Source organism: Haloferax mediterranei ATCC 33500, from assembly GCF_000306765.2.
In the GTDB taxonomy this organism is placed as follows: Archaea; Halobacteriota; Halobacteria; order Halobacteriales; family Haloferacaceae; genus Haloferax; species Haloferax mediterranei.
Map to the genome: position 1 here is coordinate 2,026,752 of NC_017941.2, position 18,073 is coordinate 2,044,824.

At 63.0% G+C, this 18,073-nt stretch carries 19 protein-coding genes; 7 read left to right on the plus strand and 12 right to left on the minus strand.

Annotated features, from left to right (window positions below; genetic code table 11):
* Positions 1-8 precede the first annotated feature (8 nt).
* Both HFX_RS10350 and HFX_RS10355 read right to left on the minus strand, forming a co-directional pair.
* Positions 9-1,391, minus strand: coding sequence for a hypothetical protein (locus HFX_RS10350; RefSeq protein WP_004060113.1), 1,383 nt, complete (start codon positions 1,389-1,391; stop codon positions 9-11).
* A complete protein-coding gene (locus HFX_RS10355) occupies positions 1,388-2,602 on the minus strand; it encodes a potassium channel family protein (protein WP_004060112.1) in 1,215 nt (404 codons plus the stop codon). Before HFX_RS10355 ends, HFX_RS10350 begins: the two co-directional genes overlap by 4 nt.
* A 113-nt stretch (positions 2,603-2,715) precedes the next feature.
* Here HFX_RS10355 and HFX_RS10360 point away from each other — a divergent pair, with 113 nt between their 5' ends.
* On the plus strand, positions 2,716-3,918 hold the full coding sequence (locus tag HFX_RS10360; RefSeq protein WP_004060111.1) for an NAD-binding protein: 1,203 nt from the start codon (positions 2,716-2,718) through the stop codon (positions 3,916-3,918).
* Positions 3,919-3,942: 24 nt separating this feature from the next.
* Here the strand turns inward: HFX_RS10360 and HFX_RS10365 are convergent, their stop codons facing one another.
* Together HFX_RS10365 and HFX_RS10370 are read right to left on the minus strand one after the other, a co-directional pair.
* Positions 3,943-5,529: an HPP family protein gene (locus tag HFX_RS10365; RefSeq protein ID WP_049917502.1), complete on the minus strand. Its 1,587-nt coding sequence runs from the start codon at positions 5,527-5,529 to the stop codon at positions 3,943-3,945.
* Between the two features lie 9 nt (positions 5,530-5,538).
* Positions 5,539-6,267: a nucleoside phosphorylase gene (locus HFX_RS10370; protein WP_004060109.1), complete on the minus strand. Its 729-nt coding sequence runs from the start codon at positions 6,265-6,267 to the stop codon at positions 5,539-5,541.
* 216 nt (positions 6,268-6,483) lie between these two features.
* Between HFX_RS10370 and HFX_RS10375 the strand changes: the two genes are divergently transcribed.
* Positions 6,484-6,900 (plus strand): hypothetical protein, encoded by a 417-nt coding sequence (locus tag HFX_RS10375; RefSeq protein WP_004060108.1) that lies wholly within the window; start codon positions 6,484-6,486, stop codon positions 6,898-6,900.
* Between the two features lie 137 nt (positions 6,901-7,037).
* Here the strand turns inward: HFX_RS10375 and HFX_RS10380 are convergent, their stop codons facing one another.
* From HFX_RS10380 to HFX_RS10390, 3 genes are all read right to left on the minus strand, one after another.
* Positions 7,038-7,562 carry a hypothetical protein gene (locus tag HFX_RS10380; protein ID WP_179955336.1) on the minus strand — a complete coding sequence of 175 codons (525 nt, stop codon included), beginning with the start codon at positions 7,560-7,562 and terminating at the stop codon, positions 7,038-7,040.
* Between the two features lie 174 nt (positions 7,563-7,736).
* Positions 7,737-8,648, minus strand: coding sequence for a carbohydrate kinase family protein (locus HFX_RS10385; protein WP_004060106.1), 912 nt, complete (start codon positions 8,646-8,648; stop codon positions 7,737-7,739).
* A 143-nt stretch (positions 8,649-8,791) separates the two neighbouring features.
* Positions 8,792-9,604, minus strand: a complete 813-nt coding sequence (locus tag HFX_RS10390) for a DUF63 family protein (protein ID WP_004060105.1) — start codon at positions 9,602-9,604, stop codon at positions 8,792-8,794.
* A 66-nt stretch (positions 9,605-9,670) separates the two neighbouring features.
* Here HFX_RS10390 and deoC point away from each other — a divergent pair, with 66 nt between their 5' ends.
* Together deoC and HFX_RS10400 are read left to right on the plus strand one after the other, a co-directional pair.
* Positions 9,671-10,309: a deoxyribose-phosphate aldolase gene (gene deoC, locus HFX_RS10395; protein WP_004060104.1), complete on the plus strand. Its 639-nt coding sequence runs from the start codon at positions 9,671-9,673 to the stop codon at positions 10,307-10,309.
* A 152-nt stretch (positions 10,310-10,461) separates the two neighbouring features.
* Positions 10,462-11,754 (plus strand): tRNA (N(6)-L-threonylcarbamoyladenosine(37)-C(2))-methylthiotransferase, encoded by a 1,293-nt coding sequence (locus tag HFX_RS10400; protein WP_004060103.1) that lies wholly within the window; start codon positions 10,462-10,464, stop codon positions 11,752-11,754.
* A 38-nt stretch (positions 11,755-11,792) separates the two neighbouring features.
* Here the strand turns inward: HFX_RS10400 and HFX_RS10405 are convergent, their stop codons facing one another.
* Positions 11,793-12,272, minus strand: coding sequence for a GNAT family N-acetyltransferase (locus tag HFX_RS10405; RefSeq protein WP_004060102.1), 480 nt, complete (start codon positions 12,270-12,272; stop codon positions 11,793-11,795).
* Between the two features lie 88 nt (positions 12,273-12,360).
* On the opposite strand from HFX_RS10405, the gene HFX_RS10410 reads away from it, so the two are divergent.
* Positions 12,361-12,951, plus strand: a complete 591-nt coding sequence (locus HFX_RS10410; protein ID WP_004060100.1) for a S26 family signal peptidase — start codon at positions 12,361-12,363, stop codon at positions 12,949-12,951.
* Positions 12,952-13,009: 58 nt separating this feature from the next.
* Here HFX_RS10410 and HFX_RS10415 read toward each other — a convergent pair whose 3' ends face one another.
* The 3 genes from HFX_RS10415 to map form a co-directional block, all read right to left on the minus strand.
* Complete coding sequence (locus HFX_RS10415) at positions 13,010-13,942, minus strand: cation diffusion facilitator family transporter (protein WP_004060098.1); 933 nt, start codon at positions 13,940-13,942, stop codon at positions 13,010-13,012.
* 81 nt (positions 13,943-14,023) lie between these two features.
* Complete coding sequence (locus tag HFX_RS10420) at positions 14,024-14,593, minus strand: HIT family protein (protein ID WP_004060095.1); 570 nt, start codon at positions 14,591-14,593, stop codon at positions 14,024-14,026.
* Between the two features lie 80 nt (positions 14,594-14,673).
* The gene (map, locus tag HFX_RS10425) at positions 14,674-15,564 is read right to left on the minus strand and encodes a type II methionyl aminopeptidase (protein WP_004060093.1); all 891 of its coding nucleotides are present in this window, start codon (positions 15,562-15,564) and stop codon (positions 14,674-14,676) included.
* Positions 15,565-15,796: 232 nt separating this feature from the next.
* Here map and HFX_RS10430 point away from each other — a divergent pair, with 232 nt between their 5' ends.
* Both HFX_RS10430 and HFX_RS10435 read left to right on the plus strand, forming a co-directional pair.
* Positions 15,797-16,498, plus strand: coding sequence for a metallophosphoesterase family protein (locus HFX_RS10430; RefSeq protein ID WP_004060091.1), 702 nt, complete (start codon positions 15,797-15,799; stop codon positions 16,496-16,498).
* Between the two features lie 250 nt (positions 16,499-16,748).
* Positions 16,749-17,390: a dienelactone hydrolase family protein gene (locus HFX_RS10435; protein ID WP_004060090.1), complete on the plus strand. Its 642-nt coding sequence runs from the start codon at positions 16,749-16,751 to the stop codon at positions 17,388-17,390.
* Between the two features lie 34 nt (positions 17,391-17,424).
* Here HFX_RS10435 and HFX_RS10440 read toward each other — a convergent pair whose 3' ends face one another.
* Complete coding sequence (locus tag HFX_RS10440; RefSeq protein ID WP_004060088.1) at positions 17,425-18,057, minus strand: DsbA family oxidoreductase; 633 nt, start codon at positions 18,055-18,057, stop codon at positions 17,425-17,427.
* Positions 18,058-18,073: the final 16 nt, after the last annotated feature.

Sequence of the window (18,073 nt, forward strand, 5' to 3'; positions counted from 1 at the left end):
CTCGGCGGTCATGAGGATTGCGCCCCCGACGGTCGAGATGATTCGCCGTCCGCATCACTCCCATCATTCGTATCGCCCGCATCGTCACCACCATCTGTTTGACTGTCGGCCATCGTCGCCCGGCGTTCGACCTTCCGGAGCACTTCCGGCCGGCCGACGACGTACAGCGTGTCTCCGGCAGCCAGTCTCCGACTCCGCGGCGGAATGGCGTCGATAGGCTTGTTCGCCGACCGAACGGCGGCAACGGTCGTATCTACGTCGGAAACGAGTTTGCCATCGAGGTTGGCATCGGCGACGATTGTCGTGATAGCCATCGTCTCGTCGGCGTTCCGCAGGAGCGACGCGAACTCGCGGTCGACGGGTGGGTTCGCCGGAAGCGTGACGAGCCGATAGTGTTCGTTACTAGATAGGTTGCTTGCGTCTTCCTCGTCGAGGGCGATGGTTGCTGCGTCCTCTGTGACGCCTCGGAGTTCGCCGAAGGCGATTCGAGTCGGTGTCGGTTCTTCGGGTTCCTCAGCGTCGCCACCGGGCGGTGAATCGACCACGTCGGTCGTGTCAGTGGTGGCCCCTCGCTCGATTTGTTTCGGTTCCTCCGAGTTTGGGTCGGGTTCGGCAGCCTGCTTCGGCACTGACCACACCTGGACCGGGTCGCCAGCGGCCGCACCGGAGCCGGGGTCTCCGCGGATTGCGAGCGCGACGGTCCCCGGCGCGAGCGTCGGGCCGAGACCGGCTGCTCGACTCCCGAGTGCGAGATACGACACGTCGCCGTCTTCGAACTCCACGTCGACGTGGCCGACGCCGTGGTCGTCTTTAATTCGCGTGACGAGTCGGTCGCGAAGTTCTGCTTCGGTGAGTCGGCGAGGGAACAAGAGCGTCTTGCCGCTCAACTGCTCTTTAACCGCGTCTGAAACCGGGTCGTAGCCGCCGATATCGTCGATTACCTCGGGAAGCGTCACCGAGGAAACACGGCCGACTGTCCGGACGAGTCGGCTCACGTCGCTGTTGAGTTCTCTCGCGCCGGCAACGGCGAATACGTCAGTTGCGAGTCGGTCGCCAACGACCCGGCCGGCCGGAGAGATGAGCGCCCCGCCAGCGAGCGACGCCGTGTTGAAAAGGACCGTCTCCAGTTGGAACACCGCAGGTTCGTCTCCCGTGAGAAAGTCACCGAACAGGCCGATGGTGTTCAGGTACAGCGCGACGAGCGCCCCGCCGAAGAGGATGGCGAGCGCGCGCGGAATCATCTCGCGGGTGTACCACCGGTAGAGCAAGGAGACGATGCCCGAGACGACGAACGCGCCGACGACGAGACCCACGAATCGGAGGGTTTGCCTGACGAGCGAGTCGTCTGCGGGCAGTAGTGTGACCTGTTCGGCGAGAACAACAGATATCACGCGACCACCTCCTCGAAGGCGGCGAGGTCACCCCGCGACCCGGCGGCGTAGACCGTATCACCGGCCGAAACACGTTGGTCTCCGCGCGGGGCAATCGTCCAATTGCCGCCGTGGCGGACGGCGAGGACGGCGACACCGTAGGAATCGCGGACACTCACATCCCCGAGTGTTACGTCGTCGAGCGGTCCGTCAGCCCCGACGGAGAGTCGAGCGAATCGTTTGCCGGCGCGGCGGAGCAGCGACACGAGTTCGAACTCGCGGCGCACGCCGCGGGACGTGACGACGAACCGTTCCACATCGGCACTGAGGAGCGATTCGACGGCAGTCCGGTCGACGGAGAGTGTAACTCGTCCCTCCCCACCAACTGCTGTCGGGGCGCGGGGTGCGGCCTTCGGCGCATCGTTGTCGGTGTCGTCGTCCGATTCGCTGGCGACGGGAGTCTCGGCGACCGTATCCACGCCCGCGACGGCCGCCGAAACCGTCTCGTCGTCGGTGACGACCACGACCTCGTCGCCTTGTGCGAGTCCGGTCGGGACGAGCGCGGTGACCGAAACGGCGCGTTCGCCGGGTGGGAGTCGCTTCGAAAGCCCGCCGACGGGGGCGGCCGCCGAGACGGTTGCGTGGGCACGTTCGTCCAGTCTGACTTCGACGGCCGCGAGGTCGAATTCGGTCTGCAGTCGGTCGGCGAACCGTGATTCGAGTTCCACGAGCGGGATATCAGCGGGGAAGGTCCACTCGCCGTTTCGAATACGCGTGCGAATATCGAGTGGAACCGGCGGATAGCCTTCGATATCTCCGACTTCGCCCGCGACGGCGACGCGGACCTGTCCGCGCCCGCCGACGAGTTCGACCACGTCGGTTGAGAGCGTTCGCTCCGTGAGCTTTCGAAGCGAGACCTTTCGCGGAATCTCGTTGGCGAAGGCGTCACCGCGGTTGTGCGCGTACAACGACCCCATCAGGACGACGAGCAGTGCGACCGTCAGTCGGACCTGATTTTCCGACTGCGTAATCGTGGGGTCGGCGAGAGCCATGAGCCCCCCGCTCGCACCGGCGATGGCGACGCTGAGTACGACGACTGCCAGCCCGGGGACGGTGACACCCGTGACGTACCGGAACCCGAACCCCAAGAGCCACGCGATGGCGGCGGGGACGAGTCCCGTAAGAACGCCGAAGTAGAGTCCGTAGACGACTTCGACGGGGAGTGCAGCCATAGCCCTGTCCACTCGTCGGCAGCATAAATGCGTGCCGACGACGTGGATTTCGGGTTATGCCCCGTTTTGAGACCCGACTGTTTTTCCCCGCTCACTGCGGAGGTGCCAGAGGTATGGTCTCGGTACGCGGTTGGTTCGGCGCGCGAACGACTGTCGGGACGGTGTTCGTCGTCGCCGTCCTCTCGGTAGCCATCGGTCTCGTGAACATCAGTTCACCGACGGCCGGCGGTATTCTCGCGCTGTACATTCCGGACGCGGCTCGAATCACGGCCAGTTACACCGGCGCGTTGACCGGCTTTCTGCTTCTCGTCAGCGTGTTTGGGCTCCGACGTCGCCTCCGTGCGGCGTGGTACTTGACGGTCATCCTCCTGCCGGTGACGGCCGCGCAGGGACTCATCCAATCGCCGGAGCGTGCCGCCGTACTGGTCGGTCTATCGGGTGTCAGCCTCGCGCTCTCGCTGTTCAACTACCGCGCATTTGACCGCGCGCTCGACCTGACGGTGACGCAACTGTCGGCGCTTCTCGCCATCGCCGGCGCGCAGACCTACGCGACCGTCGGCACGTACGCCCTCAGAGAAGACTTCAACGGCGTCGAGACGGTCTTCGACGCGTTCTACTACTCGCTCGTCACCGGCAGCACCGTCGGCTACGGCGACGTGACGCCCAACACGTTCTTCGCCAAACTGTTCGCGCTCTCGGCGCTGCTCGTTACGGTATCGAGCTTCGCGGTGGCCCTCGGTGTACTGCTCACGCCCGCAATCGAAGCACGACTCACGAAAGCACTTGGACGTATGACCGAATCACAACTCGACATCCTGGAGAACCACGTCCTCGTTCTCGGCTACGGGGAACTGACCGAACCGATACTCGAAGAACTCGGGAGCCGTGCTCGCGTGGTCATCGTCACGCCTGACGAATCGCGCGCGAAGCGCCTCACGGACCGCGGCTACGACGTTGTCACCGACGACCCGAGCGACGAAGAGGCACTTGAACGGACTCGCGTCGACGCGGCGCGCTCTGTCGTCGTCGCCACCAACAACGACGCTGAAGACGCGCTTGCCATCCTCACAGCGCGGCAACTCAACCCTGACGTGCATATCGTTGCATCGGCGACACAGCGGGAAAACGAGCGAAAGCTTCGCCGCGCCGGAGCGAACACCGTTATCAGTCCCGCTGCTCTCGGCGGGCACTTCCTCGCTGAGTCGGCTCTCGGTGGGACCGGTCTCGAAACGCTCGAAGAACGACTCCTTAACGAACGCCCGGACGAGCCAGCCGACGCCGGTCTCGATAGTTCGAACACCGAATTCGGTGGCTAGCCCTCTCGACACTACCCTCGGCCGCTAGTGTCCGCGGTCGAAGACGGCCACACCAGAGTCGATTTCTTTGATTCGCTCGAACGTCGGCGGTGAGATAAAGCGCGAGGCGGCAGACCGGTCGCCACTCGACCCGAGGACGACGAGGTCGTAGGTCGCAGCGTTCGACGTGATGAACGTCGTCACCTCGGCGCGAGCGACCCGCGTTTCGATGTTCCCGTCCGCCGTCTCGACGAGATTTGCGAGTTTCGACTCCGCCGGTCTGCGCTCGACTTCTGACGAGATACACGTCGTGACGCTCACGTTGCCGGTTTCTCCGGCCAGTCGGGTTGCGAAATCGATCATCGCGTGGGCGGTGTCGCCGGGGCGCGAGACGAGGACGAGGATGCGCCGCCAGCGGAACCTCTCTTCGGTCGACCGAAATGCAACGGTGTCGTAGCTGCCGCCGAACAGGCCGCGAACGTAGTCCGAGAGCAGTCCGCGGTCTTCTTCGTACGGAGTGACGACGAGGTCCGAATTGGTGTTCTCCGCGGCTTTCGTTGTTGCCGACAGCGGGTCACCACGGGCGACGACGACCTCGACGGGGACGCCCAGTCGCGTCCGCAGTCGGTGTGCACACGATTCGAGGCGCTCGACTGCGGCGTCGGCGGCGGGACTCCCAGTCGATTCGCTGGATTCGTCCATCTTCTCGCCTTCGCACGACTGCCCGGCCGCGTCTGTTTCCTCGCCCTCATCTATCCTCCTAACTTCGTCTTTCTGCGAATTAACCTCTGTTACGGGCTCGCTAACCGCTGAGTCCTCCGTGCTCGCAGTGACATCGTTCGATTCAGCGGTGGATGCCGCTGTGCTTTCAGCGGTCGATTCGGGAGCGTCGGGAGAGAGCACGTCGAGCAGTACAACTCTCCCGGCACTGTGGGCCGCGGCGAGTCGCGCGGCGAAGAAAGCCGTCTGGGGAGCTGATTCGCCACGCATCGGAACGATGACGTGGTCGTCCCCGCGGACGGTTCCGTAGAGGTACTCCGCCCGCCGCTCGTAGAACTGCTCGCGCCAGATGAAGAACGCGGCAGCGATGACCAGACTCGCAAAGAAGATACTCACCACGTACTCTTCGGGATTCACGTCGCCCGTGACGAGTGTCAAAAGCGCCGTCGAGAACGCGGAGGGTGCCTCGACGTTCAGGAGCCACGTCGCACTGCCGGTGAGAAAGATTGCGAGCGCGGCCGCCGAGGGGTGAACGAACGCGGTACCAGTCGGTCCGTACGCCCAGTCGGAAAAGCCGACGGCGACGAGGCCACAGAGCGCGCCGACGGTGAGCGTGACGACGAACTTACTCGGTGAGGCGTAGCGACCTTCGGGGTCCGAAAACAACGTGTACGTCCCGGATGCAAGCGGCGGGAACAAGAGGAACGAGAGGGTGCTAACCGCGTTGGAGACGAACGTCACGCTTGCGATGAGAAGCGGGATAACCAGTAAAACGGTGAGATGCAGCAGATTGTTCGTATTCTCTACCCAGCGTCCAAACGCCACCAGTTCACGCCGCTCTATGCACCGAATTCGCGTATAGAGCTTGCTTACGCGTGCGACCACCCGGGCCGCGAGGTGGCGAAGGTTCACGGGTCGTGTCTACGCGAGGTTAGTTGCAGCGTCGAGGGTGATACTAATGGCGCGCTCGACGTTATTCTTCGCCTTCTCGGGCAGTTCATCGTCGGAGTCGGCACCCTTCTGGGTCCCTGCGACGAGGTTGCCGTCGACCGTACAGATTGCGCCTGCGCGGAGGCCCTTCCGGCGAGCGAGCGAGAACACTGTCGCGGCTTCCATCTCGATAGCGAGGAGCCCAGCCGCGTTCCAGTTTTTCACGTACTCGTCGGACTCGTTGTAGAATGCGTCGTCGGAGACGATGGGACCGACGTGTACCTCTTCGTCGTTCGCTTCCGCGGAATCGACGAGCGAGGTGAGCACGTCGTAGTCCGGAACGGCCGGAATGACCTCGGACTCGTAGCGCTTGGAGGTCCCTTCCTCTTTTGCGGCACCCGTGGCGACAATCATGTCACCGATTTCGATGTCCTCCTGTAGGGCACCGGTGGTACCAACGCGGATGAACGTCTCCACACCGACGCGGGAGAGTTCTTCGACGGCGATAGCGGCAGACGGGCAACCGATACCGGTCGAAGAGATGGTAATCGGGACGCCGTCGTACTCCGCGTTGACGATTTTGTACTCGCGGTTCTGTGCGACTTCCTCGACGTTTTCGCACTGCTTGGCGATTCGGTCGACACGTCCCGGGTCGCCCGGGATGAGTGCGATATCGTTCACGTCGCCTTCTTCGATGAGGAGATGGGGTTGCTTCGCCATATCCAAACGTCTCGGGTCGTGGGCAAAAACGACGCGGTTCTCGGGAACCTTGACTCGCTGTCTCTTCCTTCGCACGCTCTCGGGACGAGACCGACTGGTAAGCGGTTCGTAACACTAACCAAAAACGGGTAAATCCGGGTTAAAACGCCCAAATGCGGCGTCTATGGGGTCAAACCGAGCGGCTAACTAACCGGCTTCTTCGCTTCCAACGAGGCGATGGGAACTCGGTCTGTCTCGGTCGTCTCCTCCCCGGAAACACAGAGCGGCGACTGGCGATTCTGGGCGGTTGCTGCGGCGAGAAGTCCGCGCGTGCTCGTATTCGCCACGCTTGCCGTGGTGAGCCTCGGTCTCCTCCCACTTTACGAATCAATCTGGTGGTGGGACATCGCCATGCACTCGACAAATAGCGCCGTGATCGTTGCGTGGTCGTTCCGCTTCCGGTATACGCCACTCTCCGCGCTCGTCCTCCTCTTTGGCATCGGTGTCGGGTGGGAGTTTCTCGAAGCAATGACGCCACACTTCGCTCTCATGGCCGGTGATAGCATCGACACCGCCGGGGACATCGTCTCGAATACGGCTGGCTGGTTCGTCGCGACGCTCATCAGGCGGCGGGTGCGAAGGCTCGACTCGTGATGTGGTTGTGAGGGGGTCGTGATGTGGTTGTGAGGGGGTCGTGATGTGGTTGTGAGGGGGTCGTGATGTGGTTGTGAGGGGGTCGTGATGTGGTGTCGTCACTCTGGCTGTGGTGTGCCGTCTCGCCGCCACGGTAGTTACGAAAGGCCGGTAAACAACGCCGGGGCGAGAATCAACAGCGTTGCGCCGAAGACGAGCGACGAGCGGAGCCACTGCCCGCGAACCGCGGTCGCACGCTCTTCGTAGATTCTCCGCCCGGCACGGGGGAGGACGAAGTGCGAAAACAGGAAGTAGATACTCGCCACGACAGCACCAGTCGCGATGAGGTGCGATGGCACGTCGATGCCGACGAGCGGCAAGTCGGGGAGCACGAAATCGGTGGCCAGATAGACGAGTGCATAGAGAAGTCCTGAGAGTGCACCAGCAACGTGGTGGACGACGTTCGCATCGAGAAACCCGATCTCGTCCGGCTGTGTCCGACGAAGCACCGACGCAGCGATGTAGGCGGGGGTAAAACCCTCGTCCTGTCGCCACATCGGGATATCCATCACAATCGCGGCCGCGACGCCGACGACGGCACCGAGTGCCAATCGCCCGGCGAGTGCGCCGAGGCTCGGAACGACTCCGAGGGCGGCGATGACGGCCGACATGTGCTCCAGCATCGTTCCCAGGGAAGACGGGTGAGGATAAAATTGGTCGGGTCGGCGTGTCGGCACGGAATGTAGCGAGAATGACGAGACGATAGACGACACAGCCATCGATAGAGCGGCGGCTTAGTCGTCGATGAACGTGATTCAGCCGTCGATAAAACTGATTTAGTCGTCGACGAAAGCGGTTTAGCCGTCGATAAGGTCGTCTAGTCGCTGCCAACTCAGTTGTGTTCGCGCACCGGGTTCGGCCGCGGTCAGCGCGCCGCACGCGTTTGCGATGGTAAGTGCCCGCTCGTAGGATGTTCCCTCGATTCGGGCGGCGATGAAACCCGAAGCGAACGCATCGCCCGCACCGGTCGTGTCCACGGCGTCGATGGGATATCCCGGATGGACGTGTTGCTCACCGTCGTCTCGAACTTCTGCACCGTTCGGCCCGTGTTTGAGGACGAGTGTGGTCTGTTCGAGTACCTTGGCGACTGCGCTTCCGTTCGTGGCGGCGTTGCTGTCGTTCGCGCTGGCTTCACCGAGTGCGGTCGCGGCCTCGCGGTCGTTGAGGAAGACGAAATCGACCTGTCGAAGCGCGTCGGTGTAGCCCCGGTCGCCGATGCGCCGCCCGGGGTCGAAACTGACCGTCGTCCCGACTTCGGTGGCTCGGCGGGCGAGCGCGGCAGCCGTCGCTGGTGCCTGACTCGTCAAGTGGAGGTGGTCGGCGGCGGCCAGCGATTCGGCTGGCAAATTCGACGCCTCGAACGCCTCGTTGACGCCGGGAGACCCGAGGACGAACACCTCGCCCGCGGCGTCGACGACGACGTACTTGACGGTCGTCGGGCCGTGGTCGACACGTTCGACGTACCGGCAGTCGACCCCTTTCGAGGCGAGTTCGGCGACGGCGGCGTGGCCGTGTTCGTCGTCGCCGACGCTCCCGAGAAGTGACGACGGAACGCCCAGGCCGACGAGACCGCTGGCAACGTTGGCGGCGCTTCCGCCGCCAGCGCCGACACGTGACTCGACGGTCGCCTCACCGTCTGGGTCGGGGAGTGCGTCCACGCGGAGGGTGACGTCCCAGTTCACGTGGCCGGCGCAGATGACACGGGACATGCGTCCTCATGAATGGGTTCGCCTGTCAGATAACTTTCTCGGGTGGTCGATATTTCCCGGTCGTTTGGAACTTCACGATGCCCGTATCTCAGCGATGTGGAACGGTCGCACAGCACCGACGAAAGAAGACTGGTTATGAGACGTTACGCACCGGCAATCGCGAACAACAGCAGATTGTGAACCCCCGGTCCGAGACCCACGGCGGCGACGAAGCCCAAGAGGAGCGCGCCTTCGGTCGGTTCCTCGCGGACGTAGTCGGCGAGGAGCGTCACGACGAGACCCACCACGGCGAGTTTCACGAGCACGAAGAGCCATCCGATACCGAGCGTTTCGGCGGTCGGAAGCGCGGCGGCAACTTCGAGGATGACCTGCGAGAGCGGCGTTCGCTCACCGAACCCGAGCACGTCGATGCCGACGGCGGTCGAGACGGCGTCGAGGGTGTGACCGAAGATGGCGAGCAATCCGAGCGAGCCTGCTGTGGCCGCCTCCGGGGAAAGCCGCTGGACGACCAGCCACGCAATCGGGCTAATAACGAGTGAGACGACGAGACCGATACCCGGCCAAAACAGGGCGAGCGTCCCGCGCTGGAGTCCTGCTGCGATGGTCGCCGCGACGAGTCCGCCCGCGACGACGAGTCCGGGACCTGCAAGCGCTCGCGGCGAGGCAGCGCTGGCCGCATCGAGCACGAGCCACGTCGCACCGGCGACGATTGCCACCGTGACGTAGACCGATGGCGTCCCGGCCAGCGGTTCGACGACTGGCGGAAGCAGTCCGACCACGTACAGGACGTGCAGCACCGACCCGGTCACCATCCACGGGACGAGTGCGAGGACGTGCGCCGACGAGACGGTCGGGCGCGTTCGAACCAGTCCGACGCCGACACCAACGAGTCCCGCGACGAGGACGACGAGATACGGCAGCGGGGGGAGCGCGAATCCTTCGGGGAGGATGGCCATGCAGGAGGCGCGACGGGGCGGCGTGAAAGCCTTACGTTCTTTAGGCCCGCGTTGCCACCTCCCGGTATGAATCGCGACGACCTCGCCGCCCGTATCGACCACACGGTACTCGGTCCCGAGACGACGATGGCTGACGTAGAATCCGTCCTCGACGACGCCGACGAGTGGGGCATGAACGCCTGCATTCCACCGTGCTACGTCGCCGAGGCGAGCGAGTACGCACCCGACGTGCTGCTCGCGACGGTCATCGGCTTCCCGCACGGCCAGAATACCACCGTCGCCAAGCGCGAAGAAGCGGTCGACGCGTGGGAAGCCGGTGCCGACGAACTGGACATGGTCATCAACATCGGCCGACTCAAAGCCGGAGACGACGAGGCTGTCACCGAGGACATCTCGGAAGTCGTCGCCGCCGTTCCCATCCCGGTGAAGGTCATCATCGAGACGGCGCTTCTCACCGACGAAGAGAAGCACCGCGCCTGCGAGGCGGCCGCCGAGGCCGATGCCGCGTTCGTCAAGACCTCGACCGGCTTCGCCGATGGTGGTGCCACGGTCGAAGACGTGGAACTCATGGCCGAGTATCTGCCCGTGAAGGCCTCCGGCGGCGTCGGGTCGTACGACGAGGCGCTGGCGATGTTCGAAGCCGGTGCAGAGCGTATCGGCGCGTCGTCGGGCGTCGAAATCGTCTCCGGAGCGCCTGAAGAATAGTCGTCTCATCTTTTTCTAACGGCACGTCTCGCAACGCGGCCAGCTGCGTAGCGTCCGCTATCGAATCACGATTAATTGGTGTGTTTCTTGTGGGCGCGAGCGTCCGAGACCGCGCCTCTTTTGCCCGCGGACCCGATATGTGGAGTAACCGAATGGCCCGATACCACATCGAGACGTACGGCTGTACCTCGAACCGCGGCGAGAGCCGCGCCATCGAGAGTGCGCTCCGAGACGCGGGACACTACCGCGTCGATGGCCCCGAGGAAGCCGACGTCGCCATCATGAACTCCTGTACGGTCGTGGAGAAGACGGAGCGGAACATGCTCCGTCGGGCCAAAGAACTCGAACAGGAGACGGCCGACCTCATCGTCACCGGCTGTATGGCGCTCGCACAGGGTGACGACTTCCGCGAGGAGGACATCGACGCCCAGATTCTCCACTGGGACGACGTGCCCACCGCCGTCACCAACGGCGAGTGTCCGACTCCCGGACCCGGCGTCGAACCCGTCTTGGACGGCGTCGTCGGCATTCTGCCTATCGCCCGCGGGTGCATGTCGAACTGCTCGTACTGCATCACGAAGTTCGCGACCGGCCGCGTCGATTCTCCGTCGGTCGAAGAGAACGTCGAGAAGGCTCGTGCGCTCGTCCACGCCGGTGCGAAGGAACTCCGCATCACCGGTCAAGACACCGGCGTCTACGGCTGGGACAAGGGCGACCGCAAGCTTCCCGAACTGCTCGACCGCATCTGCTCCGAAATCGAGGGCGACTTCCGCGTCCGCGTCGGGATGGCTAACCCCGGCGGCGTCCACGGCATTCGGCAGGAACTCGCCGACGTGTTCGCGGAGCACGACAAACTCTACAACTTCATTCACGCCCCCGTCCAGTCGGGGTCCGACGAGGTGCTCGAACACATGCGCCGCCAGCACCGCGTGGACAAGTTCAAGGAAATCGTCGAGACGTTCGACGAGACGCTCGACTACTGGACGCTCTCGACGGACTTCATCGTCGGCTATCCGACCGAGACCGACGAAGACCACGCCAAGTCGATGGACCTGCTCCGCGAGGTCCACCCCGAGAAAATCAACGTCACGCGCTTTTCGAAGCGCCCCGGCACCGACGCCGCCGACCTGAAGGGTCTCGGCGGGACCATCAAGAAGGAACGCTCGAAGGAGATGTCCGAAACGAAGATGGACATCGTCGCCGCCGCCTACGAGGATATGGTCGGGACGGAACACGACGTGCTCGTCGTCGAGGAAGGTACCGGCGACTCCGTGAAGTGCCGCGACGAGGCGTACCGCCAGATTATCGTCCAGAACGCGTCAGAACACGGGCTCGAACCCGGCGATTTCGCCCGTGTGAAGGTGACAGCCCACCAGACCGTCTACGCCTTCGGCGAACTGGTCGAAACGCGCGCCGGACCCGACCGCGAACGCGTGAGCGCCTGAACACACCGACTCACGCGACTACATCCAAGTTTTCCCGTTTACTCTTCGCGCCCGGAAACGCCGTCATCATCGACACGTAGAAACATTCCTTTCGACGCTGGCGCGGTCGGTTCGAACCCCCAGCGTTCGTAGTAGCCGTCTACGTCGGCCATGAGGTTCACGTACGCCGACGGCGGGGCTTCCCGGTCGAGGTAGTCGACGAGGGCATCCATGATACGGGTGCCGAGGCCCTGCCCTTGGTGCTCCGGGCGGACGGCAACGTCTACAATCTGAAAGACGGTTCCGCCGTCGCCGACGAGTCGGCCCATTCCGACGACGCGGTTACTGCCGTCGCCGTCGTCGCCACCGTCGAGGTCGTCAGTCCCTTCGTCGAGGACGATGCTAACGCCGAACGTCGTGTTCGGGACGCCGCGTTTCGCAGCGGCGAGCGAGCGGGAAGCCATTCCGGCGACCTCGCGGAGTTCGACGTACGTCTCTGGGTCCGGAAACTCGGGGACGAGGTGGTACTCAGTAGTCACAACCCGATAGAGACCACTCGGTCTCGTAACCGTTTCTCCCCCAAATACATCAACAGATTGATATCGATTCGAGCGGAGACGAGCACCTGTGTCAGCAGACAGTCCGTCATCCGCGCGTCTGTACGCCAAAGACGTCGCCGAAACGATTGCAGTGGTCGCCGCTGTTGGTGCCATTCTCTTCGCGGTCACCGGTGTCTGGCCACCCATGGTCGCCGTCGAGAGCCCGAGCATGGAACCACACCTCGAACGCGGTGACCTCGTGCTCGTCACCGACGAGGGGCGGTACGCCGGTCCCGCGGCCGACACTAACAACATCATCACGGCGAACGAGAGCGAGGGATACGGACGTATCGGCGGTCGCGGCGATGTCATCGTGTACAAACAGCCGTCCAGAACGGACTCGCCGATAATCCATCGAGCAGTGTTCCATGTCCAAAAGGACGAGAACTGGTACGATAAGGCGAACAAGTCCTACGTTCTCGGCGCGGACTCGTGTTCGGAGTTGCAAAACTGCCCCGCGCCGCACGCCGGATACATCACCCGCGGCGACAACAACGGCTACTACGACCAAGCGAACGACATCGCTCCGCCCGTCCGACCGAAGTGGATTCGGGCGAAAGCACAGTTCCATGTGCCGTATCTCGGTTCGATTCGACTCGAACTGCAAAAGCTGGCCTGAGGCCCGATAGCCTGACTGCGCCCAGTCGGTGCTGGCTCTTACTCGTCGAGACTGACTCCTACTCGTCGCCGCCGTCCGGGGAAAAGATGGTGTATCGGTCCGTGTCGGTGCCGTCTTTCCACTCGCCGAGTTCTTTCGGGTCCACATGGACGAACACGTCGTCTACTTCGTCTATTTCGCCGATGGCCTCTACGACCCACGTTTCGATGTCGTGGGCTTCCGTGATTGTCATGTCGCCTTCGACCTCGATGTGGAGGCTCACGTCGACCTCCGGGCCGACGTAGTGGGCGACTACGTCGTGTGCGCCGTACACGTCAGGGTGCGACAGCGCCGTCTGGACGATAAGGTCGCGGAGATACTCCGGCGGGGCGGCCCCGACGAGGTAGTTCACGTTGTCGCGGACGATTTCGTACCCGGTGTAGATGATGCCGATAGAGACGACCATCGCGGCGAGCGGGTCGAGAATCGGGTAACCGAACTGTGCACCGGCGACGCCGACGAGCGCCGCGCCCGCGGTGAGGATGTCGTTTCGGTTGTCGAGTCCGGCGGCGACGAGCGCCGGAGAGTTTTGCTCGCGTCCGACCGTGTAGCAGTAGCGATAGAGGAAGTATTTGAACAGTGCTGCGGCGACAAGAACGGCGGCACCGAGAACGCCAGCAGTTCCGCCGTAGGTTTCGGTGAGGATGCTACTCGTACTCTGCCAGAGAATCGCGCCGCCAGCCGCGAAGATACCGACAGCGACGAACAGCGAGACGAACGGTTCGATTCGCTCGTGTCCGTGCGGGTGCTCGAAGTCCGGCGGTTTCGTCGTGAGATAGAGTCCGCCGACGATAATCGCGCTGTAGACGGTGTCGGCGAGACTGTTGACGGCCTCCGACCCGAGTGCCAAACTGCCCGTCGTCCACCACACACTTCCCTTTCCGAGGACGAGAAGCACGTTCGCCACGAGGACGACGAGTCCCACTCGACGGATGGCCCGTTTCCGCTCCATTACCGTGGCCTTCGAGACACGGGTTGAAATGCTCTTCGGGCGATAGCGACCGTTTAGTCGTGTTTCACAAGTGTTTTAGATTCAGTCTAATTCAAAGAAAACCGCGTCATTGTCGCCGTCCGTGACGGCTCCATCGAGACCCGCGAAGGCGTCAGAGAGTTGTTCGTAACTGTCGTCCAGCGCCTGCACGAGCACTTTCGTATCCGAGATGATTGGCATGAAGTTGGTGTCTCCGTTCCACCGCGGGACGACGTGGGTGTGAAGGTGGTCGTCGATAGAACCGCCGGCGGCCGACCCGCCGAGGTTTTCGCCTGTGTTGAACCCGTCGGGGTCGAACGCGGCATCGAGAGCGGCGAGCGTCCGTGATTTGAGTCGGGCGTGGTCGAGGAGTTCTTCGTCCGAGAGGTCGGCGAAGTCCCCGGTGTGACGGTACGGAATGACCATCACGTGGCCGGGGGCGTACGGGTAGTTGTTGAGGAGGACGAACGAGTGTTCGGAGCGGGCGACGATTTTGCTCTCGTCGTCGTCGTCGCGCTCGGGGAGCGCACAGAAGGGACAGTTGTCGTCGTCCGAGTCGTCGGCGTCGGCCGCGTCCTGGTCGTCGTCGCGGGCGACCCACTCGATGCGCCACGGCGCGAACAGTTGGTCCATGGCGGGAGAATGGCCCGAGGGATGCAAGCAGTTTCGGTCCTCGGTCTGCGCTCGAATAGGGGCGGTCCTCGGCCGAGCGATTACTTCGTGATGTTCTCGTAGCCGTCTTCGGTGACGATGACGGTATGTTCGGCCTGTCCGACCATCGCACCCTCTTCTTCCTTCAGGACGGGGTAGCCGCGGAGGACGCCCTGCTGTTCGAGGCGACGGATAGCCATCTCGGAGCGCCCGCCGTCGAACCAACGGGCCGCGAAGGGGAGCAGTTTGTACTTATCGCGCACTTCGTCGAGGAGTTGCCGCGACATTCGGTCGCGGACCGAGCGGTCGTTGACGAGGCTGTAAATCTCGTTTTTCGAGCCTTCGGTGACCTTTCCGGAGCCGTCAGTTGCGAACGGCTCGATGGCGACGACGTCGCCGACTTCGAGTTCGACGCCGCGGTCTGCGCCGCGGTTCGGGATGGTCGGGTCGGTGTGTGCGTCCCACTGCTCGACGCCGTGACCGGAGAGATTGAGCACCGGCGTGTAGCCGTAACCGCGAATCACGTCTTCGATTTCGGCACCAATCTTCCCCGTGTGTGCGCCAGCCTCGACCATATCGAGGGCGGCGTCGAGTGCCTCCTCTGCGGACTCGACGAGTTCGTCGTTGCCGGAAAGGTCGACGGTTACGGCCGAGTCGGCGATGTAGCCGTCGACGTGGACGCCGAGGTCCAGACAGACCATGTCCTCGCCGAAGACCGTGTCGTCGTCGCGGCCGGGACTCGCGTGAGACGCTTCTTCGTTGATGCTGATGTTGGCCGGGAACGCACAGCCGTCGGCGAGTTCGCGGATTCGCTCTTCCGCGTACTCGGCCACTTCGAGGTGGGTGACGCCCGGTTCGACCATCTCGGCCGACTCGTCCATCACCGTGCGGAGGACCTCCCCTGCCTTCTGATACTTTTCGACCGTCTCGTCGTCGAGGGGTCCGATACTCATGACCGCGACTTTGCGGTCCCGCCGGAAAGCGATTGCGGGATACGTGAGGGTGTGGACGCGACGCCGTCGCCGAAAGTCTGACTCAGTCGTTGCTCCGAAACGCCTCGCTTTGGTCTGTCTCGGGTTGTCTCGGGACGCTCCTCTTGTTCCCCTGTCTATATAGGTCAATCCTCAGCAACTAGCAACCCTTTCTACCGCCCCACTCCCGAATAATCAAAGAGTCAGCGCCCACATGAGTGTTCCATCCTTCCACCCCGACGTCGCCGAACAGCACCTTCGAGTCGATATCGACGACTGGGACGACGTGTACGTCGTCGGCGACGTACACGGGTGTCTCTCTACGCTCGAACGACTCGTCGGCCGTCTCGAACCCTCGGACGACGACCTCGTCGTCTTCGTCGGCGACCTCGTTCGGAAGGGCCCGGACAGCAAAGGTGTTATCGACTACGTCCGCGGGCGCGACAATTTCCTGACTGTCCGCGGCAACAACGAGGAAAAACTCATCCGGGGCACGAAGGAGGTAGACTCGCTCACGGATGACGACCTTGCGTGGATTGAGGGCCTTCCAGTCGCCATCTCGTGGGACGGCGCGCTCGTCGTCCACGGCGGTGTCCACCCCGAAAAGCCGCTCGATGAGCACGACGTAGACGACCTCGAAACCACCCGTGCGATGAACCCCGGCGACAGCTACGACGGTCCCTTCTGGTTCGAACACTACGAGGGTCCCGACCGCGTCTTTTTCGGCCACACTGTGATGGCACATCCGGCGGTCTTCGAGTACGCGATGGGCCTCGACACTGGCGCGGTCTACGGCGGCGAACTCACGGCCTACGACTTCCACGCGAACGAACTCGTCTCCGTCGATGTGGAAGTCACCCACGAGTCGCGCAAGGACTCAAAGATTCTCGAGCCGGGCCAACCCGCGCTCGTCTGAATCCGAGCACACACAGCGCCGTGGTCGAAGTCGATGCTTCCCATGACGACCAGCCTAGATATTTGCAGAGACTATAGTAGCGTTTGCAAGTCAGTGGACACTCGCCCGACCGCTGTCGTGCAATCGGATGTGTCTCCAGTTGCAAACGCTACTATAGAATGCTGTCTCTCAGAAGTCTCAAAGTACTGAATTCACTCGAACTAGACAATCTACACACAGTTCTAAGCCACTCGGGCGAGTACTCTTAGCCATGGCTGACACTGGTCCAACCCTCGTCTCGATACCCGTCGATGACGTGGAGTTAGAAGGCGACCTCAGGGTTCCTGACGGTGCGTCGGGACTCGTGGTGTTCGCCCATGGAAGCGGAAGCAGTCGGAAGAGTCCGCGAAACAACTTCGTTGCGGAGGTCATCCGCGACCACGGGGTCGGGACGCTCTTGTTCGACCTCCTGACGGAAAGAGAAGACCAAGTCTACGAAAACCGGTTCGACATCCCGCTTTTGACAGAGCGCCTTCTCGGCGCGACCGAATGGCTCCGTGAACGCGACGAGACCGCGGACCTCGAATACGGCTACTTCGGTTCGAGCACGGGTGCAGCGGCGGCCCTTCGTGCGGCGGCCGACCTCGGAGAACAGGCGGGTGCCGTCGTCTCGCGCGGCGGCCGCGTCGACCTCGCCGAATCTCGACTCGGTGACGTGTCCGCACCCACGCTGTTCATCGTCGGTGGCGCGGACGAGCAAGTGCTCGAACTCAACCGCGAGGCGCTCACTCAACTCGACTGTGAGAAGTCGTTAGAAACCGTGCCCGGCGCGGGTCACCTGTTCGAAGGTCCCGGCGAACTGGACGAAGTCGCCGACTTCGCCGCCAACTGGTTCGAGAAGCACCTCGGGTGAGTGCTCTGGTTGCGCCGACCCCGATTTGGTGTCGTCAGAACCCTTCGACCAGTCGTTCTAGCTGTTCCGGTGGGACGGCACCGCGAGCGGCGTAGCCGTCGTAGGCGAACGTCGGCACACCCGTCACGCCGTGGCGCTGCGCCTCGGCGAACTGCTCGTGGACTTCCTCGAAAAGTGCGTCGTCGTCGAGTGCAGAGCGAATCTCGTCCCCCTCGATGCCTGCATCCTCGGCGAGTTCGACCAACAGTTCTTCGTCGCCGATATCCGCACCGTCCTGCCAGAGTGCGTCGAAGATGGACACGTCGAACGCCAGCCACGTCTCGGTATCGTAGTGTTGCTTGACGTAGTACGAGGCCACCTGCGCCGGGAGTGAGTCGATATCGGTGGCAATGTCTAACGTCATGTCGACGCCGTACTTTTCCTGTAGCCGTCGGACGCCCTGTTTCGCCTGTTCGAAATACTCGTCGTCTTTCCCGTCATCGACGGAGAAGTCGATGCTCCCGTCGGGTCGTCGTTTGTGGCTTCGGAGGTCGAACGGGTGCCAGTCGATGTCCAGTTCGTCTTCTCGCGTCTCCTGATAGCGCTTTAGCGACTCGCGGCCGAGGTAGCAAAACGGACAGACGTAGTCCGAATAGATGGTAATGTAGTCGGGGTCGGTCTCGCTCATACATACTTGTATCCGT

Excerpts from the sequence above, each read along its gene's own strand:
- HFX_RS10370 (WP_004060109.1), bottom strand. The coding sequence starts at position 6,267 with ATGGCGAAGCAACCCCATCTCCTCATCGAAGAAGGCGACGTGAACGAT.
- HFX_RS10380 (WP_179955336.1), bottom strand. The coding sequence starts at position 7,562 with ATGCTGGAGCACATGTCGGCCGTCATCGCCGCCCTCGGAGTCGTTCCG.
- deoC (WP_004060104.1), top strand. The coding sequence starts at position 9,671 with ATGAATCGCGACGACCTCGCCGCCCGTATCGACCACACGGTACTCGGT.
- HFX_RS10420 (WP_004060095.1), bottom strand. The coding sequence starts at position 14,593 with ATGGACCAACTGTTCGCGCCGTGGCGCATCGAGTGGGTCGCCCGCGAC.
- HFX_RS10390 (WP_004060105.1), bottom strand. The coding sequence starts at position 9,604 with ATGGCCATCCTCCCCGAAGGATTCGCGCTCCCCCCGCTGCCGTATCTC.
- HFX_RS10435 (WP_004060090.1), top strand. The coding sequence starts at position 16,749 with ATGGCTGACACTGGTCCAACCCTCGTCTCGATACCCGTCGATGACGTG.
- HFX_RS10415 (WP_004060098.1), bottom strand. The coding sequence starts at position 13,942 with ATGGAGCGGAAACGGGCCATCCGTCGAGTGGGACTCGTCGTCCTCGTG.
- HFX_RS10440 (WP_004060088.1), bottom strand. The coding sequence starts at position 18,057 with ATGAGCGAGACCGACCCCGACTACATTACCATCTATTCGGACTACGTC.
- map (WP_004060093.1), bottom strand. The coding sequence starts at position 15,564 with ATGAGTATCGGACCCCTCGACGACGAGACGGTCGAAAAGTATCAGAAG.
- HFX_RS10360 (WP_004060111.1), top strand. The coding sequence starts at position 2,716 with ATGGTCTCGGTACGCGGTTGGTTCGGCGCGCGAACGACTGTCGGGACG.
- HFX_RS10355 (WP_004060112.1), bottom strand. The coding sequence starts at position 2,602 with ATGGCTGCACTCCCCGTCGAAGTCGTCTACGGACTCTACTTCGGCGTT.
- HFX_RS10375 (WP_004060108.1), top strand. The coding sequence starts at position 6,484 with ATGGGAACTCGGTCTGTCTCGGTCGTCTCCTCCCCGGAAACACAGAGC.
- HFX_RS10385 (WP_004060106.1), bottom strand. The coding sequence starts at position 8,648 with ATGTCCCGTGTCATCTGCGCCGGCCACGTGAACTGGGACGTCACCCTC.
- HFX_RS10400 (WP_004060103.1), top strand. The coding sequence starts at position 10,462 with ATGGCCCGATACCACATCGAGACGTACGGCTGTACCTCGAACCGCGGC.
- HFX_RS10430 (WP_004060091.1), top strand. The coding sequence starts at position 15,797 with ATGAGTGTTCCATCCTTCCACCCCGACGTCGCCGAACAGCACCTTCGA.